The 24,225-nt window shown below is 60.6% G+C and carries 14 protein-coding genes; 4 read left to right on the plus strand and 10 right to left on the minus strand.

Translation table 11 applies throughout. The features are described 5' to 3' along the window. Positions 1–65 precede the first annotated feature (65 nt). From Enr8_RS12480 to Enr8_RS12490, 3 genes are read right to left on the minus strand one after another with little or no spacing between them, the layout of a single operon-like run. On the minus strand, positions 66–890 hold the full coding sequence (locus tag Enr8_RS12480) for a carbohydrate ABC transporter permease (protein ID WP_146431991.1): 825 nt from the start codon (positions 888–890) through the stop codon (positions 66–68). Continuing rightward, positions 887–2,245 carry an extracellular solute-binding protein gene (locus Enr8_RS12485; protein WP_186767619.1) on the minus strand — a complete coding sequence of 453 codons (1,359 nt, stop codon included), beginning with the start codon at positions 2,243–2,245 and terminating at the stop codon, positions 887–889. The genes Enr8_RS12480 and Enr8_RS12485 overlap by 4 nt, the downstream gene beginning before the upstream one ends. Before the next feature lie 2 nt (positions 2,246–2,247). Then, the gene (locus Enr8_RS12490) at positions 2,248–3,180 is read right to left on the minus strand and encodes a carbohydrate ABC transporter permease (protein WP_146431996.1); all 933 of its coding nucleotides are present in this window, start codon (positions 3,178–3,180) and stop codon (positions 2,248–2,250) included. 177 nt (positions 3,181–3,357) lie between these two features. On the opposite strand from Enr8_RS12490, the gene Enr8_RS12495 reads away from it, so the two are divergent. After that, on the plus strand, positions 3,358–5,568 hold the full coding sequence (locus Enr8_RS12495) for a penicillin acylase family protein (RefSeq protein WP_146431997.1): 2,211 nt from the start codon (positions 3,358–3,360) through the stop codon (positions 5,566–5,568). Between the two features lie 63 nt (positions 5,569–5,631). Here Enr8_RS12495 and Enr8_RS12500 read toward each other — a convergent pair whose 3' ends face one another. From Enr8_RS12500 to Enr8_RS12515, 4 genes are all read right to left on the minus strand, one after another. Beyond that, positions 5,632–6,978: an AAA family ATPase gene (locus tag Enr8_RS12500; RefSeq protein WP_390620193.1), complete on the minus strand. Its 1,347-nt coding sequence runs from the start codon at positions 6,976–6,978 to the stop codon at positions 5,632–5,634. 543 nt (positions 6,979–7,521) lie between these two features. Beyond that, positions 7,522–15,180, minus strand: coding sequence for a type I polyketide synthase (locus Enr8_RS12505; RefSeq protein WP_146431999.1), 7,659 nt, complete (start codon positions 15,178–15,180; stop codon positions 7,522–7,524). Between the two features lie 156 nt (positions 15,181–15,336). Continuing rightward, positions 15,337–15,606 carry an acyl carrier protein gene (locus Enr8_RS12510; RefSeq protein ID WP_146432001.1) on the minus strand — a complete coding sequence of 90 codons (270 nt, stop codon included), beginning with the start codon at positions 15,604–15,606 and terminating at the stop codon, positions 15,337–15,339. A gap of 31 nt (positions 15,607–15,637) precedes the next feature. Continuing rightward, entirely contained in the window at positions 15,638–16,411 is a 774-nt protein-coding gene (locus Enr8_RS12515) for a 4'-phosphopantetheinyl transferase family protein (protein WP_146432003.1), read from the minus strand. Positions 16,412–16,663: 252 nt separating this feature from the next. Between Enr8_RS12515 and mnmA the strand changes: the two genes are divergently transcribed. Further along, on the plus strand, positions 16,664–17,776 hold the full coding sequence (gene mnmA / locus Enr8_RS12520) for a tRNA 2-thiouridine(34) synthase MnmA (RefSeq protein WP_146432005.1): 1,113 nt from the start codon (positions 16,664–16,666) through the stop codon (positions 17,774–17,776). Positions 17,777–17,856: 80 nt separating this feature from the next. Here mnmA and Enr8_RS12525 read toward each other — a convergent pair whose 3' ends face one another. The 3 genes from Enr8_RS12525 to Enr8_RS12540 form a co-directional block, all read right to left on the minus strand. Next, positions 17,857–18,843 (minus strand): DUF1559 domain-containing protein, encoded by a 987-nt coding sequence (locus Enr8_RS12525; protein ID WP_222434864.1) that lies wholly within the window; start codon positions 18,841–18,843, stop codon positions 17,857–17,859. Between the two features lie 336 nt (positions 18,844–19,179). After that, entirely contained in the window at positions 19,180–20,157 is a 978-nt protein-coding gene (locus Enr8_RS12535; RefSeq protein ID WP_146432011.1) for a DUF1559 domain-containing protein, read from the minus strand. Positions 20,158–20,651: 494 nt separating this feature from the next. Beyond that, positions 20,652–21,458: a segregation and condensation protein A gene (locus Enr8_RS12540; protein ID WP_146432013.1), complete on the minus strand. Its 807-nt coding sequence runs from the start codon at positions 21,456–21,458 to the stop codon at positions 20,652–20,654. Positions 21,459–21,736: 278 nt separating this feature from the next. Here Enr8_RS12540 and Enr8_RS12545 point away from each other — a divergent pair, with 278 nt between their 5' ends. Both Enr8_RS12545 and Enr8_RS12550 read left to right on the plus strand, forming a co-directional pair. Next, positions 21,737–22,411 (plus strand): pentapeptide repeat-containing protein, encoded by a 675-nt coding sequence (locus Enr8_RS12545; protein WP_146432015.1) that lies wholly within the window; start codon positions 21,737–21,739, stop codon positions 22,409–22,411. Positions 22,412–22,910: 499 nt separating this feature from the next. Then, a complete protein-coding gene (locus tag Enr8_RS12550) occupies positions 22,911–23,537 on the plus strand; it encodes a pentapeptide repeat-containing protein (protein ID WP_146432017.1) in 627 nt (208 codons plus the stop codon). Positions 23,538–24,225: the final 688 nt, after the last annotated feature.

Here is a 24,225-nt window from a genome sequence, read left to right on the forward strand (position 1 = left end):
GCTCTTAACGTGTGCCCCTGCTGGCTTGTCCAGCAGGGGCACACGTTAAGACCTTGTAGTCCGAGCTACTTCAACCCCGTCGTCGCGATCCCTTTGAGGAACGTCCGCTGCGTCAGAAAGAACAGAACCACAATCGGCAGCGTGAACAACGTCGCCGCCGCCAGCAGCAAGTGGGTTTGGTCGCTGTAGGAGCTGACGAACTGCTCCAGGCCATAGGCCAGCGGGAAGTTTCTCTTGTCGCTCAGTAGCAGCAACGGTCCGCTGAAGTCGTTCCAGGCGGCGATAAATTGAAATAACGCCACAGTGGCGATCGCTGGTTTCGACAGCGGCAACACGATCCGCCAGAAGATCCCCCATTCGCTGAGCCCGTCGATCCGCGCCGCCTCGCTCAGTTCTTCGGGAATGGTCCGAAAGAACTGTCGCAACAGAAAGATCGAGAACGCGTCTCCCAGGAAAGTCGGGATGATCAACGCGCCCAGCGTGTTGTAAAGACCGACCTCGCGCAGGAGGAGAAACCGCGGGATCATCGTCACATGCCATGGCAGCAGCATCGTGCCGATCAGCACGCCAAACAACAGATTGCGGCCAGGCCAATTCAGTTTCGAGAACGCATACGCCGCCATCGAGCAAGAGATCACCGTTCCTACCACCGAACCGATGCAGATCAGCAGCGTATTGCGCAAGTAAAGGAAGAAGGGCATCGCGCTGACCGCGTCGCCATAGTTTTCCCACCGCCACGACTGCGGCAGCAGCGCATGCGGATTGGCCTGAATCTCGGCCGGCGTTTTCAGTGACGAACAGACCATGATCGCCAGCGGTCCGGCCAGCAAGACCGCCACGACCAATAGCGCCAGGTAGGCGAGAATTTTCTCGATCGGGTTCAGTTTCACTCTTCCGACTCCCGGGCTGCATTGATCTGTCGCTGAATGACTCGCGTTGCGTCGCGCAGCATCGCCTCGCAGTCAGGTTCGGCGGCGCCCAGCATCGCCTGCTCGGCAACGTTCTTGATTTCGTTGTTGAAAAACGGGCCGGCCGGAACGACCGGGATCGGGTATTGGTTGTCGCTGCCGGCCAGCTCGACAAACTGGGCGAACAGCGGCTCTGACTTCAGAAACGCTTGGAACTGCGGCTGCTGGGCGACCTGCTGGGAAACCGGGATCCAGCCGCCGGCGACGCAGGTTTGCGCCGCTTCCGCTTCGTGCCCCATGCCGCTCCAGAACTTCATGAACTCCCAGGCCCCAGCCGCGTTTCGGGCGCCTTGCGGCACGACAAAGTTATTGCCGTTCACCCAACCGGCCCGCTGGCGTCCACCGGGCGGCGGAGGCAACGGACACACGCCAAACTGCGTGATCGGTTCGCCTCGTTCCGCTTGCGCCGCCTGATAAGCCCGAATATCGCGTACCCGCCACTGACCATCCATCATCACCGCGTACCGCCCCGACAGCAGCGGAAACGCCTTGCCCGGGAGCGACTGATCGCCGGCCCGAAACGCGGCGATCTCGGCTGGCCCATATCGCTGTCGATAGCCGACCATCCACTGCAGCGCCGCGTCAATTTGAGCGTCGTCTGCCGTCACTGTCTGTGACGCTTCGTCATAAAACTGCCCGCCAAAGACATAGCCCCATGCCCACAAACGCCGCGAGTCGGGCAAGTAGCCATGTCGCTCATAGCTGGTTAGCCCCGGCGGAGCGATCGTCGCTTCGATCTTATCGAGATCGGCCAAAGTCTCCGGCGGCTGTAATCCGTACTGATCGAGCAACGTCTGGTGATAGTAGAGTGCCCGAATGTCGAGACCGTTGGGCAGCGCGTAAAGACGTCCCTCGTACGTCGCCAAACGTCGCGCGGCGGGAAATAGCCACGCTTCCGCCTGGCGAACTTCGTGCTCAGGGGCAAACGCATCGAGCGGCAAGATCGCGCCCCGAGCGCCCCAGTCGGCAATCACCGGATCGTCGATGTTCAGCAGATCCGGCGGATCTCCCCCCGCCACGGCCAGGAAGAACTTCAGGTCGAGGTTGTTGCCGGGCATCGCAATCGCGCGAACAAAGTGCTCGTCTTGCGACTCGTTGAAGCGGCGGACGATTTCTTCGACGGTCGCCCGGTCGGCGCCTCCCCAGAAATGCCAGAACAGAACCTCCTTGCGCCCCGGCGGCGTCGCTTGCTCTTGCTTGTCGCCCAGCGACGCCGCATAGGCGACAACGCCCAGCAGCAAAAGAATCGCGGCGATCTGAAGCGTGCTGCGGTGCATGATCATCCTCCGTAATAGACCCAGCGACGCGACGTGCGAAACAGCAACAGCGTCGCCGCGAGCAAGAGAACGAACAACAACCAGGCGATCGCCGACGCGTACCCCATATCGAGATGTTGAAACGCGCTGAGGAACAACTGCAGACTGATCATCATCGTCGAGCCGGCCGGCGAGCCGCGGCCTTCGCTGACGATGTAGATTTGCGTGAAGGCCTGCACCGATTGGATGAGCCCCATCACCAGGTTGAAGAAGATGATCGGGGTGAGCATCGGCAGCGTGATGTGCACAAATCGGCGCAGCGGTCCGGCGCCGTCGAGCTGCGCCGCTTCGTACAGCGACTTTGGCACATCGCCGAGCGCCGCCAGATAGATCACCATAAAGTTGCCGACTCCCCAAAGGCTCATCAACACGAGCGCGTCCTTTGACCCCGGCGCAAGACTGCCGGTTTGCCAGAACGCCGCGAAGACATTGCCCGGAGACTCGAGCCACTTTGGCTGGCCCAGACCGAGAGATGAGAGACCGTAGTTGACGATCCCATCGGTCGGGTCGAGCAGCCACATCCACAAGATGCTGGCCGCGACCACGGGAATCACCGACGGCAGAAAAAAGAGAGTGCGGAAAATCGCCTGGCCACGGACCGGCAGTGACAGCAGGACGGCCAGCGAGATGCCGAGCGCGATCGACAGCGGCACGCTAACGGCGGCGTAATAGGCGGTATTGCCCAAAGCCTGGCCAAACCCGGTCCCGCTGGCGATTTCCTCCGCAAGCCGGGAGTAGTTTTCGCCCCCAATCCACTGGGGCGGATTGATCAGATCGTAGCGGCAAAAGCTCCAATACAGAGACGCCGCGAACGGAAACAGGTATAACAGCACCAACCCAACCAGCCAGGGGCTGGCGAATGCGTAGCCTGCGATGCGATTTCGCGTCGAACTCACGCCGCCTCACGGTCGGTTAACGATGAACTGGTGGGGTGCAACACAGGGGTTAAACCAGTTGCTCCGCTGGCGGGCGCCAGCGTCACGATTGTAACGCTGACAGCGGTAAACTGGGACACGCCTGGCGGTCGATACTACGAATACCACCCGATCTCTCCCGACATAGCTGCGCCAGCGATGACACTAACTCCCCTTTCGACGCCGAACTGCCAACGAAAGTTACGGATTGCCCGCGATGAAGCTGGCGTTCCGCATGTTTTTGCCGAATCTCACCACGATGCGCTGTACGGGCTCGGCTACATGCATGCGACCGACCGCATCACGCAAATCATGTTCGCCCGGGCGGTTTCGGCCGGTCGCGCGTCAGAGTTGATCGCCGACAAGGAGGAATTGCGCGAAACCGATCGTTTTTTTCGTCGGATCGGTTTGCATCGCAATCATCAGCGCGAGGTCGGCCTGCTCCGCTCCCACATTCGCGAGCAAATCGCCCACTACGCGGTCGGCGTCAATGATGGCGCCGCCGCCGTTGGGCAATCGTGGCCAATGTGGGCGACCGGTTTTGAATCCGAGCCGTGGGATCCGGTCAGCGTGCTCTTGATCGGCAATTTGCTCAGCTTTGGCGGCTTGGCGGTCAGTCAGTTGGAAAACGAGCGGATCGTCGTCGAGCTAATCCAGTCTGGCGCCAGCGAAGAGGCGCTCCGCGAGATGTTTGAAGGACGGCTCGATCATGTTGACTTCGAGTTGATTCGAAAGGTCCCTTCCCTGCCCCGCATGTCGGACGAAGCGCTGGAAGTGCTGGCCGACTTGCCGCGCTTGGCCGGCAGCAACGCGTGGGCCGTCGCGCCATCGCGCACCGCTTCAGGCGGGGCGATGCTCTGCTCCGACCCGCATCTGGAAATCAACCGTCTGCCGGCGATCTGGTACGAGGCGGTGCTCGACTGGGGGGACGACTACGTGATGGGGGCGACGTTGCCGGGGTGTCCGCTGGTCGCCGTGGGGCGCACCTCGAAGTTGGCCTGGGGCGTTACCTACATGAAAGGAGATACGATCGACATCTTTGTGGAAGATTGTCGACGCTCTCCGACCGGCGAGTGGCAATATCGCCGCGGCGCTGATACCTGGATGAACTTTGAAGTTCGCGAGGAGACGCTCGGCCGCAAGGGGGGCGCCGAAGCGGAGACGATGACGGTACTCGAAAATCCGCAAGGGACGCTCGACGCCGATCCGCTGACGCCCGGCTATCAGTTCTCGCTCGCTTGGAGCGGCACGGCGCCTGGCAGCGGCGCGGCGATCGGCTCGTGGCTCGATGTGATCGCGTCGCCGGACGTGACCACCGCGATGGAAGTGGCCGAACAGTGTCCGCAGCCGACGCTCTGCTGGGTCTTTGCCGACGTCGAAGGAAACATCGGCATGCAGGGGAACGGGCGTTTTCCGGCACGTCGCCCTGGCGCGACGGGACTGGGGCCGCTGGCCGCGTGGGACGAAGCGAATCACTGGAACGGCTTTCTCGGCCCCGAGTATCTGCCGAGCATTTACAATCCCGAGTGTGGCTTTGTCGCCACCGCCAACGAAGAGCAGCCGGAAGTCGACGGCGTGCGGGTCACCAGTCAAACGCTGCCTGACTATCGCAAACGCCGCATCGTCGAGCAGCTGACCTACGCCGGCGAAGTGACCGTCGAAGAGATGCAGACGCTGCAGTACGACCTGGTCAGTCTGCAGGCCCGCGAACTGCTTCCCTATTTGTTGCCGCATGTCGCCGACAAATCGATCGTGCAGCGGCTCGAGAACTGGAACCAGGACTATTCGCCCGACAGCTACGAAGCGGTCCTTTTTCAACGGCTCTACCGCAACACGCTGCTCGAAATCTTCGGCCAGGCCGAAGGACTCGGTCGTCGTCGCGTGTTGTACGTCGCATCGCGGGTCGGATTTTCGAGCATGGTGATCGCCGCGGTCGATCGCATCCTCAAGAAAGACGAGTCGCTCTGGTGGAAGGGACGCAACAAAGGAGAATTGATCCGCGCGGCCGCCGACAAGCTGAAGCTGGAAGTCGAGAAGCCGTGGTCCGAAGTAAACAACTTCCACTTCACCGACCGCTTCTTCGGCGGCATCAGCGTCGGGCGGTTACTTGGTTTCGAGAGTCGCCCTTACCCAATGCCGGGCAACTTCTCGACGATCTTCCAAGGGCACGTGCTGCAAACGGCGAAACGATCGTCGACCTTCGCCCCCAGCTACCACTTTATCGCCGACATGGCGACCAGCGAGGCCTGGTCCAACCTGCCCGGTGGACCAAGCGAGAGCCGGTTCTCGGCGTTCTATAAGAGCGACGTAGCGCGATGGTTTGAAGGGGCGTATAAGCAGTTAATCAAAGAAGAGTTGCCTCCGACGTAGGGCAGGCCGTGCCTGCCGACTTGCGGGCGTTTGCATTCGGCAGGCACGGCCTGCCCTACGCCCTCATCGTCGCCGTTTCTTTTTCTTCGGAAGCTGCCGGGGTCTCTGGCGCGGCGTAGGGACTGGACTCGGCGGCGCTTTTTTTTGCTCCGCCTCGTCCAAGGCGAGTAACTCGGCGCACGTTAGCGTCACGAAGCCTGGCTCGTCGGACGGCAGTGGACTCCGCGGTTCGTTTTTTTCTGGCCGGTCTTGGAGTTCGTCATTGTCATCGGCCAGAGGGGAGTGGACTCGACTCGCTTCTTTTTTTTCGGCTCCATCCGCCAGGCGATAACAGGGTTCGCCGAACTGCGCCGCCGCCGCGTAACGCGGGCGAATTGGGACGATCTCGCCGTCGGCGACCATGCGGTCCCACGTCGCGGCGAACTTGCCGCCGTTCATGCCCGACAGCTCGCGGATTTTCAGCTTTGTGGCGAGTAGCGGATCGACCCGCTTTAGGACGGCCCGCAACTTCCACCGCAGATGTTCGGCCTGATCAGCGGCGATTTGATCGGCCTCTTCTGCGCGGATCGACGCCAAGTCGCGCGGGGTCACCTGCCAAGCGTCGCCGGCCGCTCCTTCGTCGATGTCGACCCCCAATTGATCACCGACGGCGCCGCTGCCGCCATAGGTGAGCCAGAGCCGATGCGCGCCGCTCCCCGGCACAAACGCTTCGCGGCGGTTGACCAAGATCCATTGCCGGGCAATCGCATCGCATGGATCGCCGGCCAGGTCGGCCGTGCCCAAGGGGCGCGGCTTTGGCTCTTTGCGCAAAGGGCAACAGAAGATCGGCGTCGCCCCGGCGTTTTGAATGCAGCGGACCAGATCGCGCAGCTGGGCCGCGGCTCCCCGCCGCGTCGGCGCCAGAAGATCGGCCGCGTCGATCAGCACCACCTCTAATTTGTGCCGCTCGATCCAATCGCTTAGCCGACGCAAGTTGGCCGGCCCGTCCAGGCTCGCCAGGTCGAAGCTCCAGGTCAAACGCTCGAGCGACTCCAGCTCGGTTCCGTTCGCACTGGCCCACCGCACGGTCAGGTCAACCGCCACGTCGCGAGTCGCCTCGCCGGCGACAAACCCAACGCGAAAAGCCCGCTCGGCGGCGAACTGCCCCAGAAACGTACCGCCGGTCGCCAGCGCGCCGGCCAGGTCGATGGCGATCGAGCTTTTCAGACAACGACTCGGCCCCAAGAGAACGGCCGCTTGATGCTGCCGCAACATCCCCGGCAAGAGCCAAGCCGGCGGCCGCCGCCGCGCGAACATCTGTGCCGTCGTCACACTTGTTAGCGGAGAATCGGACGGCGCTGTCTCTGGTTGGCTGGTTCGAGACGGGGCCGCTTCAACGCAGCTCTGATTTTCAAAACTCGGCTGCTGCAGTTCGCAACTTTCTAACATCGCGATCGACATGACCAACTTCTCCCTTGGCTGTAGGAGCGCGCGTACGGAGAGCGCCACCGGAGTCGGCGTTTTCCGAAAACAACACTGCCCAAACCACCACGCGCGGCCTGATCCTGCGGGCCGAGCGCGCTATGAAAAAGAGAACCCAACGCATCCTGCAGGCGCCGGGAAAGGAGAGGAATCGCTCGCCGATCTGGGACGAATGCCGAGATCTGCGTGCCTGTACAAGTTTATACTAAAAGTGGGGGTGGTGGGTCAAGCATTTTTGGGGGATGCGGCGAGGCCGACTCAACCCGTTGGGCTCGAGCAAGACAGACAAGACATTTTCTGTAATCTGCGACCATCTGCGTACATCTGCGGTTCCATCCTTCGCCAGCAGAGTTCTTGAACCGCAGATTTACGCAGATGATCGCAGATGGAGAAGGGATTGCGGCCTGGTGTTGGTTTGGGAGTGGACTTGCACCTGCATGCCTTGGTTGGTGCTTGCGGCCGAATTCCCTCGGCTCGCGCCTCGGGCTACGATTAACCTTCGGCTTCCAGCTTCGCCAGTTCTTCCGCCGTCGCATCGACCGTGTCGCGGATCTGTTTTTCTTTGTGCTCGGACGTGATAAAGAACCGCAGGCGGGCCGCTTTTTCTTCGACGGCCGGGTAGAGAATCGGTTGGACGTTAATTCCCCGGGCGTACAGCTTCCGCGACAGCTTCAGCGCGCGGATCGAGTTGCCGATGATCACCGGCACGACCGGCGTGTTTTGGCCGAAGCCGGTGTTCAGGTTGCGTTCTTTGGCGAGCTTCAGGAACAGCGCCGAGTTGGCGGAGCATTGGGCGACAATCTCCGGATGCGCTTCTAACCGACGGAGCGACGCCAGTGCGGCCGCTGCATTCGATGGTGGAATGCCGACGCTGAAGACGAAGCCTGGGGCGGTGTACTTGAGGAACTTCACCAGTTGCTTGCGACCGGCGATGTAGCCGCCGCAGCTGCCGAACGTTTTGCTGAGGGTCGCCATCAGCATGTCGACGCGGTTGGGGTCGACGTCAAAGTGTTCGCAGATGCCGCGGCCCGTTTTGCCCATCGTGCCGATCGAGTGCGCCTCGTCGACGAAGAGCATCGCCTTGTACTTCTCTTTCAGCTCGATGAACTTCGGCAGATCGGGATAGTCGCCATCCATGCTGTAGACGCCTTCGACGACGATCAGCACGCGGCGATAGTTGCCCCGCGATTCGGCCAGCATCCGCTCGGCCGCTTCAAAATCGTTGTGGCGGAAGGCGCGGCGCTGGGCGCCGGACAAGATGCAGCCTTGGATCAAACTGTTGTGCGACAGTTCGTCATGCAGGATCAAGTCACCCGGCTTCATGAGATAGCCGATCGTCGATTCGTTGGTTGAGTGACCACCGACCAGCACGATCGCGTCTTCGACCCCCAGGAACTTCGCGATCCCCTGCTCTAGCTCGCCGTGGATCGGTTTTTCGCCGCTGACGATTCGGCTGGCCGAGACGCTGGTGCCGTATTGGTCGATCGCCGCCCTAGCCGCGGCGTCAACCTCCGGGGCTCCGCTTGAGCCAAGGTAGTTGTAGCTGGAGAAGTTGATCATCACCCGGCCGCCGATCACGGCCGTGTCGCGGGTAACGCTCTCGTGGATGTCGAAGTAAGGATTCTCGACCCCCATCCGCGCGAACGTTCCGAGCCGCGTTTCCAGCTCACGAACCTCAGGGAACTCGCGGACATCGTAGTCGCCGGGGCCGATCTCGTCGATCGAACGTTTTTGCTGCGAGTTGGCGACCGGCGCGGCGGGCGATTCGCCGCTATTGGAATCAGCGGAGACGTCTCCTTCGATCCCCAGTACTTCCTGCACCGCGACGGCCAGGCTGTTGACGGTCGTTTCTTCCGAGAAGCTCTCCATCGGGATTTCGATGTCCAGCTCCGACTCGAGCCCGTTCTTCAGTTCGATCCCCATCAGAGAGTCGAGGCCCATGTCGGCTAACGGCTTGCTGCGGTCGAGTTGGGCGGCGGCGACGCCCAGCGTCTTGCCGACCGCTTCGGCGACGTAGTCGGCAATCAGTCGGGCTCGCTTTTCTTCTCCGGCGGCGGCCAGTTGACCTTTCAAACCGCCGGCGACAGCGCCAGCGGCGGCGACCGTTGCGCGGCGATGCAGAGTCGCCAGCTGGTCGAGCAACCGCGGGTGCTTGTTGCGGGAGAACTGCTTAAGGAACTTGCTCCAGTCGATCGGGAAGACGCCGGCATTGGCGCTCAAGCGATCGCTGACGATTTGCTCTAGGGCGAACAATCCTTCCGGCGGCGAGATGACGCCAACGCCGAGCTTGGCCCATTTCGTGTGATCCTGATCGGCCGCCATGCCGCCGCCGGACCAGGGGCCCCAGTTGATGCTGAGCCCAGCCAGCCCTTGCCCGCGACGATACTTGACCAAGCCGTCCATAAAGGCATTGGCCGCCGCGTAGTTCGACTGTCCCGGCGAACCAATCACCGCCGCCAGCGACGAGAAGGTGATGAACATCTCCAGCGGCAACTCGGCAGTCGCCATGTGCAGATTCCACGCGCCGTCGACCTTCGACGAGAAGACGGTCTGGAACCGCTCCCACGACTGTTGCGGCAGCGTCGCATCGTCAAGCACGCCGGCGGCGTGGATCACGCCGACCAGTTGGTTTTGCTTGTTGATGGCGGCGATCGACTTGGCGACGCTCTCGGCATCGGCGACGTCGAGCGCAACGCACTCGACCGTGACGCCTTCGCTTTGCCACGCTGCGATCCGCTCGGCGGCTGTTTCGTTCGGCTTGCCGCTACGGCTGGCCAGAGCCAGGCGTTTGGCGCCGCGGCTGACCAGCCACGCGGCGACTTCCAAGCCGAGGGCGCCGAGACCGCCGGTGATCAGGTAGGTTCCATCGCCGCTAACCAGCGACGTTTCGCTCAGCGGCCGGGCCATGCCGATCACGACTTTGCCGCGATGCTTGGCCTGCTGCATGTGACGGAACGCTTCGACTGATTTCTCGACCGGGAAGACTTCCATCGGCAGCGGTCGCAGCTCGCCCGAGTCAAACTGTGGGCCAAGTTCGCCCAGCAGCTTGGCGATCAGGCCAACGTCATTGCGTTCTTCTTGACCCAGGTCAAACGGGAAGTACTTCGCTTTGGGGCGAACCTCGGCGAATTGTTCCTTCGTCCAGATGCCGATCTTGCCGATCTCGACAAAGCGTCCCTTCTCGGCCAGCACTTCGACGCTTTTTGGGATGAAGTCTTGGTTCAAGCTGTTGAGCACGACATCGACGCCGGCGCCATCGGTATCGGCCAGGATCTTGTCGGCAAAGCTGGTCGTGCGGGAGTCGTAGATATGCTCAACGCTAAGCGAGCGGAGGAAGTCCCACTTGCCGCGACTGGCGGTGGCGAAGACCTCGGCGCCGGCCGCTTGCGCGATGGCGACCGCCGCTTGTCCCACACCGCCTGCGGCGGCGTGAATCAGCACACGCTCGCCCTTCTTCAGCTTCGCCAGTTTGGCCAGGCCGTAGTAGGCGGTCAGGTAGGCCAGGGGCAAGGTCGCCGCTTCTTCGTGCGACATTTTGGTCGGACGGGGAGCGACGTAATTCTGATCGATCGTCAGGTGGCTCGCCATGCTAGCGGTCGCCAGCGCGATCACCGTATCGCCTGGTTTGTACGACTTCACCTTGTCGCCGACGCGGGTGACGACGCCTGAGCATTCAAAGCCGAACGTGACGTCCGCTTCGCTGAGGATGCCGATCTCTTTTTCGTACTCTTGCAGCATGCCAAGGGCCCGCAGCACGTCGCGGAAGTTGAGCCCCGCGGCGCTCACCGCGATCTCGACTTCGGTCTCGCCCGGCTCGCTAACGGCGAACTCACGGAGCGTCAGTTGATCGATCAGGCCAAACTTCTGCAGGCCCAGCTTGTACGGACCATACGGAATCGCGAGTTGTCCCCGCTTGGCGTCAGCGGCCGATACCAGTCGGGACGAGTAGCGTTTGTCGCTGCGAAGGACGATCTCGACTTCTTTGTCAGGCACCCAAAGTTCGCCAAACAGGCGAGCGGCGTTCTCGGCGCCAGCCGGGTCGAGATCGATCCGCGTGCAGGAGAGCTTTGGCGCTTCGGCGGCAATAACGCGACCGAGTCCCCACAGCGTTGTGCCTGACGGCTGAGCGACGCCACAATCGGCGGCGACTTGTTGGGCGCCTTGCGTGACCAGGGTCAGCTGCGGAGTTTGATCTTCAAGCTTTAGTAGAGCCTGCGTCAGATGCAGCGTCGCTTGCGCCGCTTGCGTATCGGCGTTGTCGCAATCGTCGGCCAGCACCACGACGCCGCGCAGCGGGCTATCGGCCGAGAGCTTCAATTCGGCAAACAGCGATTCAAACTGGGTCGGATCGCCGGTTGCAACTTCGGCCGCGTCGCTGGTTACTTTCAGCTTCTTGCCACGCGAGGCGATCACGCACCGCTGTTTGCGATCGGTTAGCTCTTTGTGGAGCGAAGCGGCGAGCGGGCTTTTCTTGTCATCAGCCCAGACCAGCCAGACCGGCGTTTGCGTTTCGTCCACCGAAAGCGGCGAACCGATCCGCGGCGTATCGCGCCAGATCACTTCGTACAGCCAGCTGTCGACATGATGATGCAGACGCTGCTGCAGATCTTGTCGCGAGACCCGCATCAGGCGGAGGCCGCGAACTTCGGCGAGTTGCTCCCCTTCTTCATTGGCCAGGATGACGTCGGCGACGACTTGGGGCGAACGGCCGCTCTTCCGCTCGGTAATGCAGCTATGGCAGATCACGTGGGCGGGCGAATGCGGGGCGAAGAGATGCACCGCCGCGGCGCCGATCGGTACGAAGGTTGAATCGGCGTCAACCTGATCGGCGACCAAGGCGCCGACCGTCTGCAAACAAGCGTCCAAGAGCGCCGGATGGATCGCGTAATGCGAGGCGTCGCTCTTCTGCTGCGCGGCAAGCGAGACTTCGGCCAGTGCGTCATCGCCGCCGGTCCCCATCTTCTTGATGCCGCGGAAGGCGCGGCCGTAGTCGAGTCCGCTGGCGCGACAGGCCGCGTAAAACTCGTCGACCTCGACTTCCCCTTCCATCTTGAAGTAGACGTCTTGCAGTTTTAGCTCGGCAGGGGCGGCGTCGGTTAGCGCAACCTTGCCGGAGGCGTGCAGCTTCCAGACGGCGTCCGACTCGCCCGAGGCTTCGCGGCTGAGAATGCGGAAATCGCAAACCGAATCGCCCGGCGTGATCAGCGTTTGCACCGACCGCATCGCGTCGTCGAGCACCAGCGGCTGATGGATGTTCAGTCCTTCGACGGCGACGTTGGTGGCGGCGAAATGTGCGCGACCGGCGGCCAGCGCAATCTCGATGTAGCCGGTCGCCGGGAAAACCGGCTGCCCAAACAGTTGGTGATCGCGCAGGTAGTTGGGGCGCGACGCCGAGAGAGTCGACTCGTACAGTTTTTCGTCGAGCGCTGTCGGATGCAGCTGACCCAACAGCGGATGACCGCCGACGATCGGCGACGTGGCGGTGCTGACGTATCCGCCGCTGTCGGTCGGGCCGGCGCTGTCGGGCGCCCAGAAGCGAGATCGTTGGAATGGATACGTCGGCAGGTCGATCTTGGTGCGGGCGTAGCCGGCTTCAAAACCTTGCCAGTCGATCTTGCCCCCCAGCTCAAATAGTTGCGCAAGCGAGCCGAGTAACGTTTGCCACTCGTCCCGCTTGGCTCGCATCGACGAGAGCCAGTTCAAGTCTTTGCCGTCGAGCGTCGCGCGGCCTAGGCTGGTCAGAATCGGGTTGGGGCCGATCTCGATATAGACCTTGGCGCCCTTCTTCCCCAACAGCGTCATGCCATCGCCAAAACGAACCGCTTCGCGCAGATGATTGCGCCAGTAGGTCGGCGTGGTGATTTCGTCGCCAGCCCACTGGCCGGTCAGGTTGGCGGCCAGTGGAATTGCCGCGGGGTGAAGTTCGATTTGCCCGACCGTTTTTTCAAACTCGTCGAGGATCGGGTCCATCAGCGGCGAGTGGAACGCGTGCGAAACGGTCAGCCGCGTCGCACGAACGCCTTGCTTTTCGCACTCGGCGATCGCCGCGTCGAGCGCGGCCATTTCGCCGGAGATGACCGTTTGCTGCGGGCTGTTGTAGGCGGCGACCGACAGCTTGGATGGATTGGCGGCGATCAACGGATCGACGACTGACGGACCGGCCGAAATCGCGGCCATGCCGCCTCCGGCCGGAAGCGAGTTCATCAGCTTGCCGCGCAGCGCGATCAGCTTCAGGCCATCTTCCAGCGAAAAGACGCGAGCCGCACAGGCGGCGACATACTCGCCCACGCTGTGTCCGATCACCATGTCGGGCTCAACGCCCCACGACTTCCACAGCTCGAACAGCGAGTACTCGACCGCAAACAGCGCCGGCTGCGTGTAGGCCGTTTGATTGACCGCGTCGGCGTCGGCGCCGAATAAGATCTCCAGCAGCGGCACGTCGTACTGCGCCAGGATCTCGGCGCAGCGATCGAGCGTCGCGCGATAGATTGGCTGCGTTTCGTAGAGCGACTTGCTCATGCCGAAGTACTGCGAGCCTTGCCCGGTAAACAGGAAGGCGGTTTTCATTTTGCGGCGTTTGGGGCCGCTTTCTTTGCTCGGCGCCGTTTCGGCGATCTTGCGCAACTGCTTGATTGCCGCTTCCCGCGAGTCGACGATCAGGCCTTTGCGGGCTTCCAGCTTCGAGCGACCGACGTTGACCGAATAGGCGAAGTCGGCTACGTCGAGATCGGCTTGCTCTGACAACAAATCAGCGTAGTGCGTGGCGACTTCGGCCAGACCGGTGGTGCTGGCGGCGGACAGGGTCACCACATGCTGCGGACGCTGGAAGTCGGCGTAGGTTTCCTTGGCCTTGCCGCCAGCGTAGTCGCCGACAATGACATGGCAGTTGGTGCCGCCAAAACCGAAGGCGCTGACGCCGGCGATGCGCTCACCGGGCTGCGATTTCCAATCGGTCGGCTTCAGCGGGATTTCGATCGGGGCGTCCGACAGATCGATGTACGGGTTCAACTCGCTGAAGTTGAGGTGGGGCGGGATCTGCTGGTGCTTGAGCGAAAGGATGCACTTCACCAAACCAGCGACGCCAGCGGCCGACTCTAAGTGGCCGATGTTGGTTTTGACCGAGGCGATCCGCAGCGGCTTGTCGGCAGGGCGATCGACGGCCAACACGCTTTTCACCGAGCGGACTTCGATCGGGTCGCCTAGCGAAGTGCCGGTGCCGTGCGCTTCGATGTACTCGACGTCGTGCGGCTCCAGCTTTGCATCGGCCAGCGCTGCCCGCAGCACGTCTTGCTGCGACGGGCCGTTGGGGGCGGTCAGCCCGTTGGTGAGACCATCTTGATTGACGGCGGTTCCGCGAACGACGGCCAGGATCTGGTCGCCATCGCGCTCGGCCTCTTCCAGGCGTTTCAGCACGACCATGCCGCACCCTTCGCCGCGGACGTAGCCATCCGCTTTGGCGTCGAAGGTCTTGCAGCGGCCGTCGGGCGACATCATCCGGGCCTGCGAGAAGGTGATCGTCCCCTCGGGCGTCAGGATCATGTTGACGCCGCCAGCCAGGGCAAGGTTACTCTCGCCGCTTTGCAGGCTTTGGCAGGCCAAGTGAACGGCGACCAGCGACGAACTGCAAGCCGTATCGATCGCGACGCTGGGGCCGCGGAAGTTGAAGACGTAGCTCAGGCGATTGGCGGCGATCGAGAGACTGGTGCCGGTCGCACTGTAGGCGGTCAGCGAATCAAGCCCGCGGAACATCAGCCGGGCATAGTCGCTGTTGCTGATGCCGACAAAGACGCCGGTCGGCGAGTCAGCCAGACTGTCGACCGGGGCGCCGGCGTTTTCGAGCGCTTCCCAGGCGACTTCCAGCAGCAGCCGCTGCTGGGGATCCATTTTCTCGGCTTCGCGCCCCGAGATCCCAAAGAAGGCGGGATCGAAGTCGGCGACGTCGTCCAAAAATCCGCCCCAGCGGGTGCTGGTTTTGCCGGGCGTCGCTGGTTCGCTGCTGTAGAGCGCATCAACGTCCCAGCGATCGGCCGGCGTCTGGCGAATCGCGTCGACGCCGCCGGCAAGGAGTTCCCAATAGGCGGCTGGGTCGGAGGCGCCAGGGAAACGACAACCGACGCCCACCACGGCGATCGGCGAGTGAGGTAGATGCATCGCGGTAATCAATCTACGTCGTGGCTTGAAAATGACGGCCAAATAGGGCTCGTCCGAAAGGGGAGCGGACTGGCGAGCGGCGCAAGCCTTGACGTCATTGTAGCGATATTACGGTTTTTGACCTGCGCCGGTTGCGTCCTTGCCTTCGGCCGGCGTTTATCGCTGTTCGGCCAAGTATTCGGAGAATTCTTCGATCGTCGGGTAATCGTAGACGACGGTCGGGTCGATGCGGCGTCCGAGCCATTGTTCCAGGTCGCCGGTCATCCCGATCGCCGACGCCGAATCGAGCGCAAACGATTCAAACGGCGCCGTCACGTCGATCGACTGGGGCGCCGTATCCAGCTCGCGGGCAAGATAGGCGACCATCCATTCTTGGATCTCTTCCGCCGTGGCGGAGGCGCCAGCAGCCGCTTTGTCGCTTGTCATGTAGGTCCTCTCACGTCATTCCGTAAAGGATTTATCCTACACGTTGGGCCCGGAAGCGACCACCGACCCATGCCTGGGCGGCAATTTCCGCGGGAATCGAGCCGCAGACCGAAATCGCGCCGACATATCCCTCAGCCGGGCAGAATTCGGTGATCGAAGCCGACCTTTCTTGCGCCGAGCGGTCGCCGTGGTCAATCACCCGACGCGCCGGCGGGGCGGACAGGTCGATTTCCAGCTTTTCCAGCGGACGGCGGATCCCCACGCCAAACGTCTTCAAATACGCCTCTTTGTGCGTCCAATACCGCAAAAACTGGCGATCTTGTTCGGCCGACGGCAGGCGGAGCACCTCGGGACGCTCGTACGGGGCTAGGCAGCGATCGATCATCCGCGACAGACCCCGAATCTGGCGGACCTGCTCGATATCGACGCCGACTTCACCAATCGTCGAAACGGCCAGCACAGCCAAATCGCCCGAGTGGCTGACGTTGAACCAGATTGAATCTCGATGTTCCAGCAGCGGCTTGCCGAATTCTCCCGTGGTCAGTGCGAGCTGATTGGGCGAGAGCTGCAGGTACTCGGCCAGGATCTGGCGTACCGCGCCACGGCAGATGGTGTAGCGTACGGTCTGAGCTTCGAGCAGAAAGCTGTCCGCTTTTTCTCGCTCCGAGGCAGATAGCACTGCGCGCAGTTGGGCGACCTGCGACTTGCCGGCGCGAAGCGGAATGCTCCAAAGATGGAGCGCTTCGGCGGACATGCCGGTCAAAGGCGCCAGGCGCGAGCCACGTGCTTCCGGGAGTCGTATCATGTTCGGTAGTGGGTTAAGTGTCTTGATATGGCCTGTCCGAGCAGCGGCAGTACAGGAGGGGCGGCCGCCAGGTGAGGATTGCGCTCTTCAAGAGAGATCGGACAAACAACAATCTCGACGGGAGGGTTATCGGCTGAGGGTGATCGGCCGCATTATTCGTAATAGCCTGTATAATTCAAAGGATTGATCATTCTTGGGGAGTAGACTAGCGAAGTAGGTAGTCTGCGGCAATTTCGTAAGGTTTTAGGTCTGATGGCGCGTGTTGTTCTGGCTATGTCGGGGGGTGTTGATAGCAGCGTCGCCGCTCATCTCTTGCTAGAAGAGGGGCATGAAGTAGTTGGCGTGTTCATGCGTCATGGCGAGGAGTCTCCCATCGCCAGCTGTCAGATCGACGGCCAATCGGCTTTGCCAATCCTTAATGAGCGACCCGACCATAAGCAGGGGTGTTGTAGTGCTAGCGATGCGGCTGACGCTCGGCGCGTTGCCGATAACCTAGGCATCCCATTTTACGCGCTGAACCTGCAGAGAGAATTCGGCCAGATCATCGATTACTTTGTCGAAGAGTACGTCGCCGGCCGAACCCCCAATCCGTGTGTGATGTGCAACAACTGGATTAAGTTTGGCAAACTGTTCGACTACGCCGACAGCGTCGATGCGGAATACGTCGCTACAGGCCACTATGCTCGGTTGCTGGCCGATTCCGACGGGCAACTGCCGCGGCTGGTGCGCGGCGTCGATCCCGGCAAAGATCAGACCTACGTGCTGTTCGGCATCGAGCGCGACTATCTGCGGCGGATGCTGCTGCCGGTTGGACACTTTGAGAAGTCGCGAATTCGCGAAATGGCGGCGCAAATTGGGATGCGCGTCGCTGACAAGAAAGATAGCCAGGAAATCTGCTTCGTCACCTCTGGCAAGCATGACGAATTCATCAAAGCCCGCCGCTCGGATCTGCAAACCGCCGGCGATATCGTCACCACCAGCGGCGAAGTGGTCGGTACGCACGACGGGATCGAAAAGTACACCATTGGCCAAAGGAAGGGGTTGGGCGTCGCGCTTGGCGAACCCCGCTTTGTCGTACGGATTGAGCCCGATACCAACCGCGTCGTGATTGGCGAAAAAGAGGAGCTTGGCCGCACCGAACTGACGGCCCGCGATTGCAATTGGCTGGTCGACTTGCCGGCAGGCCCGATCCGCTGCCGCGCCCAGATTCGCTACAACAGCGACGACGCTCCCGCGACGGTCGAACGTTTGCCGGAAGGGCGGATCGCGGTCACCTTTGACGAGCCGCGCCGCGGCGTCGCGCCGGGTCAGGCGGTGGTCTGCTATGACGGCGACCAGGTGATTGGCGGCGGTTGGATTGAGTAGCTGCGCGACTTCCTAGCGCAAAAGAAAGACTCGCGTTTGTAGCGCGAGTCTTTGGAGCGATGGGCCTGATGGGCGAACGACTAGTCCCAAGAGAATGTTTGTTTGTCGTCGGCCAAGCAAGCGTTTTGAAAGGCGGTTCCGTCAATCGTGAACGGGATGAAGCGAACCGAGCCGTCCGCCAGCACCGCGTTGATTCCGGCGCTGTGAGACGAACCGAAATAGGGCTGCCATTCGCCGTAGGTTCCGTTGTAGCCGAGGCTCGCCTTCCCAAAATTCCAACTGTCGTTTGGATTCGGCGCGTCTCGGTCGGCGATGGGGGGAAGCGGGGTGACGTTGTCTGACGAATCGACATGGCTGCCGAAGCGAATGTTATCTTCGTCCCAGCCGCTGTTATTCCAGCGCTCGTTGTCGCCCCCTTCCGTGCCGTAAGCTTCGGGGTGGAGCGCCTTTTCCGCGAACATGATGGTATTCGAAGATCCATCTCGGATCCGTTCGATCGTCAGTTCCCCCTTGGTATTGTTGCGGTGGCGAATCACGCCATGCTCGCCGAGATTGCTCGAGTTGCGAACGTTCCCCTGGGTTCGTTCACCGGCGTTGCCTGCGTAGTCGCAGCGATAGGCTGAGCCCGAACCATAGGGGGTGGGAGCGCGCCGGGTGGGGCAGAAAAAACCTTCCACGAAGTTCTGGGCGACGATGTCTTGGGTTCCTGCCGGATCGTCGTAGTCGGCTAGATCGTACAGGTGTTGCTGTTCGATGAACGGCAAAAAATGAAAGCTCCAGGTCCAGCCTTCAACCGTAAGTGCGGTGCAACATTCAGTCGTCAAGTCGGTCAAGAGGCCGTCACGTGCGCCCCAGACGAGATGTCCGTAGGTCGATTCGAAGTTGTGTGCGGCCAGACCGAGCTGTTTCAGGTTGTTGCTGCAGTGAGTGCGACGGGCCGATTCGCGGGCTTGTTGCACGGCCGGTAGCAACAGGCTGATTAGAACGCCGATGATGGCGATCACAACCAGTAGTTCTACTAAAGTAAAACCGGCCGTTTTACCTGAGCTTCGTCCGACAATCGTCAATGAATTGTCCTTGGTAAGAATGAGATTTTGATCGAAGAACGATTGCGCCGCGGTCAGGCCGCGGCGCTCGCAGGGCTATTTCTTCTTCGCAGGTTTGTAGGAATTGCTTGCTGCGCGTTCGGCATCTTCAACTGCGGCGTCTTCCGCTTTGATCCGTTCTTGCAGTTCCATCGTCATCTCTGGCGGAGTGTTGGAAGCGGAGCCTCCGCAACCAATCGCGAGCGTGACGACCGAAAAAAGCATCGCGAAGCGTAACATGGCCATTTTGTTTTCGCCGTATCAAATGGAGTGTGGGAGCGGAGGTGGGCGATCTACGCCCGACTACGAGAACTTCTACTAGTCCAGGTTTAGGACTTCGCCATCGTCGGTAAGGGTGGCGCGACGGAACATCTCGCCATCAATGTTGAACGCGATGAACTGAACCGAACCATCGGCGAAGGCGGCGTTCATGCCGCCACTGTGCGACGAGCCGAAGTAGGGATGCCAATTGGTGTAGATCCCCAAGCCGAGCTCCGGCTTGTCGTAGAAACCCCATTTGTCCGCGCTATCTTTGTACGGGGCGAAGGCGTCGGGGATCGGATTCAGCGGAACGACGTTGTCGCTACTGTCGACATGACTTCCGTAGCGAATGTTGTCTTCGTCCCAGCCGGGGTTGTTCCAGCGTTCGTTGTCTCCACCTTCGCTGCCGTGAGAATCCTGGTGGAGCGCCTTTTCGCCAAACATGATTGTGTTGGACGAGCCGTCCGGGATCTTCTCGATCGCCAGTTTGCTGTTGGTCGCGAGGTTACGAATTACGCCACGTTCGCCGACGCTGCCTGCCGAACGGATATTTCCTTGAGTCCGCTCGCCGCCGCTGCCGGCGTAGTCGCCCCGGTAGTAGAGCCCGGTGCCGTAAGCCGTGGGAGCGCGCCGCGAAGGACAGTAATACGAGTCGACTCCAGCTTGCGCGACCACGTTCAGAGTTCCAATCGGATGAGCGTAGTCGGCTAGGTCGTAGATGTTTTGCTGTTCGAGAAACGGCGTTAGATGAAACGACCAGCTCCACCCTTCCACGGTCGAAGAAGTGCAGCATTCGTCGATGGGATCCGTTAGCGATCCGTCGCGACCGCCAAACACGATATAGCCGTAGGTGTCTTGAAAGTTGTGCGTCGCCAGTGCGATCTGTTTTAGATTGTTGGTGCACTGCATGCGACGGGCCGCTTCGCGGGCTTGTTGCACGGCCGGCAATAACAGCGCAATCAACACGCCGATAATCGCGATAACGACCAGTAACTCGACGAGGGTAAACCCAGATTTACGGTGAGCAAGTTTCATGATTTCGCGCCTCTCCAATGTTGTCGATCAGCCTCGACAAACGACCGATGTCAGCTCGACGTCGGAGATCGCGCCCATTCGCTTTCTCGTCCGGCCGTGCCGTAAAGCAAATCAATATAGCAACGGGGCAATCGAGACGAGAGGACTCTTCACGTTTTGTTAACTGAAGAACTTGCGAAGGCCAGCGGCTTACTGGCTGTTTCCCCTTTTTACTGTTTGACGTTTTTTTTGGAATTTCTCAAGGGTGATCAGGTCCGCTCAGAAGGGCGTTAAGGAGGTGGGTTTTTTTATTGCCAGGGGGTGGCAAACGAATGGTGTTAAGAACAGGTAAAGAGCCTCCCGGGAAATTCGACGAATATTAATCTTCGTTTTGCGCACAGCGACAAGCAGATGGCGCAGAAAAGATAGCCGAAGGTGGGGGATGCTGGTGAGGGGCCGAAATGGGGCGTCTTTCAAGCGCGCAAGAGAGCGGTCTGTAGTCAGCTGGGTTCCAACTACGAATTCGTCTCTTCGTCCGAAGGGACCTGCTCAGGAGACGCCGTAGAAGAGTAGTCGTCGACGTCGGTCAGCGTGAATTCGGTGTTGAAGCCATCGCCAGCGGAAAGGTAGATCTCGCCATGCGGTTCCGGCTGCTGGGCGACGACATGGCAGTGCCGCACCAGTTCGAGCACCGCCAGAAACAGGCCGATGATCACGACCTTGTGAACGGCGCCTTCAAAGTTGGAAGTGAACGAGACCTTTTCCTCGTTCACGATCCGCTGATGGATCCGCTCCATATAAACGCGTATCGGCGTGTCGTCGTAGACGATGTTGGTTGGCTGGACCGTCTTGCTGTCGCGGACGATTCGCGTTAATGCACTGACCAGGTCCCACAACTCGACCTCATGAATCGGCTGTTGCGCCGGATCGATCCGGCGCGGCGGCAGATCGTCGGAAAGTCGCGAGAAGCGGCGGTTCCAGGCCCGCCCTTGATCGTCGAGCAGCCCCGCCGCATCTTTAAACCGTTTGTATTCGAGCAGCCGTTCGACCAACTGTTCGCGCGGATCGTCGATCAGCTCTTCGTCAGTCTCGGCGCCAGGCAGCAGCAGCTTTGACTTGATTTCGACCAGCGTGCTCGCCATTTCTAGAAAGTCGGCCGCCGCGTCGACGTCCATCTGCTGAATGATGTCGAGGTACAGAACGTACTGCTCGGTGATCATCGCGATCGGAATATCGCGAATGTCGATCTCGTGCTTGCGGACCAGGTAGAGCAACAGGTCGAGCGGACCGCGATAGACGTCGATGTCGACCTTAAATTTCATCCGGGCTTTCTTTGCAGGTACGAGTGCGAACGGCGGACGCGAAAACGACGCCAAATCTTCATCAAAAACTAAAGCAGAAACCCTAGGGCGTGGCCAGGGCTCTTTCTATATTCGGAAATACCCAACCTTTGCGGTAGAAGGATGAGGTCCGATTTTGGCTGGAATGTCGCGACCACTCGCCTGCGGCATGCGCCTCGATCCCCTGCTCTTCCCTAGTTTACAGGAGATGGGGGGAGATCGATTCGGTTTACTTGTTTCTCGTAGGCGCCAATAGTGTTATGCCCATCGAAATTCGACACCGGGAAACTGGCGAGCCGCTCTTTCAAGTAGCGGCCGATACGCTTCGCGGAGCCAATTTGTCGAGCAAGGCCCTGGCCTACGCCAATCTAGCTGGCGCCGATCTGCGGAGCGCCAATCTTGATATCGCCGATCTGAGACATGCCGACTTGCGCGGGGCCCGGCTCGAGTCGGCCAGCTTGCAAAACGCCAGCCTGGCCGACGCCATTTTGGATGGGTGCGAAGGGGAAGGCGCCGATTTCTCCAACGCCCAGGCCCAGCGGGCCTCGTTTGTCGAAGCGACATTGACCCGCTCTTCGTTTCGGTACGCCGATCTCTCGGCCGCCAAGCTGACGCAGACGTCGATGTCCGACTGCGACCTGAGCATGGCGACTTTGCGCGGCGACTTCTCGTCAGCCAAGATGAATCGCTGCGATATGCGTTCGTCCGACCTGACCGGTGCGGCGATGCGCAAAACCAGTTTGCGCAACGCCCAACTCGACGGCGCAATCTTGATGGGCGCCGATCTTACGAGCGCTAATCTTGATGGTGCAAAACTGGTTGGCGCGAAGCTCACCGGCGCAGTTCTCAAAGGGACTTTGCTCGATGGCGCGATGCAGGAGATGCACAGTCGGCCGAGCAAACCCAAGGGGCCCTGGTGGAAAGTTTGGAAGTAAAGTTTCCACCCACACGAGTAGGAATACTTCGCTTCTTATCGAATCTGCACCAAAAAAGTTGTAATTTTTCTCTTGGGGCGTAACTACTGGTTTTTTAGAATCATGAGTAACTGGTCAGATCTTTTACCCGCATGCCATTGAGGAATTGGTTCGACCCACGAAGCGCTTGTAAGGGCGCTGAGATCGGAAGACCTTCTTCAAGCGACCAGGAACAGAGGCCCTAAGGAGCACTGCGACGCCAAGGAGTAGAGTCGCCTCGTTGCACGGCGAACGAGGACATCGGCGTAATCGAGCTGAGCGCAGCAGAGAAGTAGGCGCGACAGATTAGCAGGCAAAAGTGCGAAGCGTTTACCGCAGGCGATGACTCGCCCTTCGGAGGACGCCGATTCTTGCGTACCGCTCTCGCCGAGCGATACCTGATCGGTCATCCGGGGTTTGGTCTTCCGAAAGCGCGGTTGTCGTATCTCTAATTCTCCTAGAAAGCGGGCAACGGGCTACCATGATTCAAATCAAGCATCGGGAATCGGGCGACATTCTGTTTGAAATGGACGCCGATTGCCTTCAGGGGCAAAAGCTGATCGGTAAGAACCTGAAGGGCGCCGACCTTTCCAATCGCGTCTTACGAGGCTGCGTGTTCGACAGCGACAATCTCGCCGGTTGCAGCTTCGCAGGTTCCGACCTGGAAGGGGCGACCTTCATTGGGGCATCGGCCCAAGACGCCGACTTCGCCGGAGCCAATCTGCAAAAGACCAACTTGACCGATAGTCTATTGCAGCGGGCCGATTTCGCCGGCGCCAATATGACCGGCGCCAATTTGCGCTACGCCAAGCTGGAAGGCTCCAACCTTTCCTCGGCTCGTCTGGTCGAAGCCGACCTCAGCATGTGCGATCTGCGGTGCGATCTCTCGGCAGCCAACCTGACGCGAGCCGATCTACGCGGCGCGATTTTGACTGGCGCCAACCTTAGCAACGCCAAGATCGACGACGCCGACTTCACTGACGCCGACATGCACGACGCCAACATGAGCGGCACCCTGATCGAACGAGCCAAGAACGCTTGTGCGAAGCATAAGAAGTTCCAACCGATCCCGCGGCCCAAACGCCCCTGGTGGAAAGTTTGGGCGTAATCTCAGACGCCCGCTCACGAGACCTTGACCGCTCGACTTCCCCGCTCGCGCACGGTGGGGAGTCGAGTGTTTTTTCAGGCGTCCCTACTGGCGGCGTCTAGCGCCTTACGAATCACGCTGTAGGGCGAAGCGTCATCGATGTAGCCATCACCGTTGGGATCGGTCCGCGACGTCTCGGCAAGCAGGTCTCGTTCGGCCGAATAGAGATAGAGCCGGTTCGGTTATCGATATTGATCGAGGCGAAACAGCAATTTAGCTGGATAGATCGGTTCGTCGGGGGATCGAATAGCGTGGCGGGATCGCTTTCGTCCAACGTGCGAATTTGGACCGATCCGCAATCATCGCACCAGACGGGCATCGCCCGGACATCGGCCAGACGCTGGTTCGGCAAGACGTAGATCGCATAGGGCAGAAGGACGTGGATCGGCTTCTCGTCGTTTTCGATCTCGATATCGTAGAGAAGCTTCATGGACCTGAACGGGGCGGCAGGGAAACAGTCGATCGGTGGACGACGGGGTACTTGCCATCAACTTCCTGTTGAGCATAACGACCGGTGGGAAGCCCCGCACGATTTTTGTCAAACAGATCGACCGGACCGAGGAGTCAAAAATCGATCCTGCGAGCAATTGGATCCAGACGCTAGAGCCGCAAAGTGCGGGTTAGAGACCGATTTTGCCCTATTGCCCGC

Source organism: Blastopirellula retiformator (genome assembly GCF_007859755.1).
GTDB classification, from domain to species: Bacteria; Planctomycetota; Planctomycetia; order Pirellulales; family Pirellulaceae; genus Blastopirellula; species Blastopirellula retiformator.

Bases quoted from the DNA above. Each gene is read 5' to 3' on its own strand.
- Enr8_RS12485 (WP_186767619.1), bottom strand. From the start codon at position 2,245: ATGCACCGCAGCACGCTTCAGATCGCCGCGATTCTTTTGCTGCTGGGC.
- Enr8_RS12495 (WP_146431997.1), top strand. From the start codon at position 3,358: ATGACACTAACTCCCCTTTCGACGCCGAACTGCCAACGAAAGTTACGG.
- Enr8_RS12505 (WP_146431999.1), bottom strand. From the start codon at position 15,180: ATGCATCTACCTCACTCGCCGATCGCCGTGGTGGGCGTCGGTTGTCGT.
- Enr8_RS12510 (WP_146432001.1), bottom strand. From the start codon at position 15,606: ATGACAAGCGACAAAGCGGCTGCTGGCGCCTCCGCCACGGCGGAAGAG.
- Enr8_RS12515 (WP_146432003.1), bottom strand. From the start codon at position 16,411: ATGATACGACTCCCGGAAGCACGTGGCTCGCGCCTGGCGCCTTTGACC.
- mnmA (WP_146432005.1), top strand. From the start codon at position 16,664: ATGGCGCGTGTTGTTCTGGCTATGTCGGGGGGTGTTGATAGCAGCGTC.
- Enr8_RS12535 (WP_146432011.1), bottom strand. From the start codon at position 20,157: ATGAAACTTGCTCACCGTAAATCTGGGTTTACCCTCGTCGAGTTACTG.
- Enr8_RS12540 (WP_146432013.1), bottom strand. From the start codon at position 21,458: ATGAAATTTAAGGTCGACATCGACGTCTATCGCGGTCCGCTCGACCTG.
- Enr8_RS12545 (WP_146432015.1), top strand. From the start codon at position 21,737: ATGCCCATCGAAATTCGACACCGGGAAACTGGCGAGCCGCTCTTTCAA.
- Enr8_RS12550 (WP_146432017.1), top strand. From the start codon at position 22,911: ATGATTCAAATCAAGCATCGGGAATCGGGCGACATTCTGTTTGAAATG.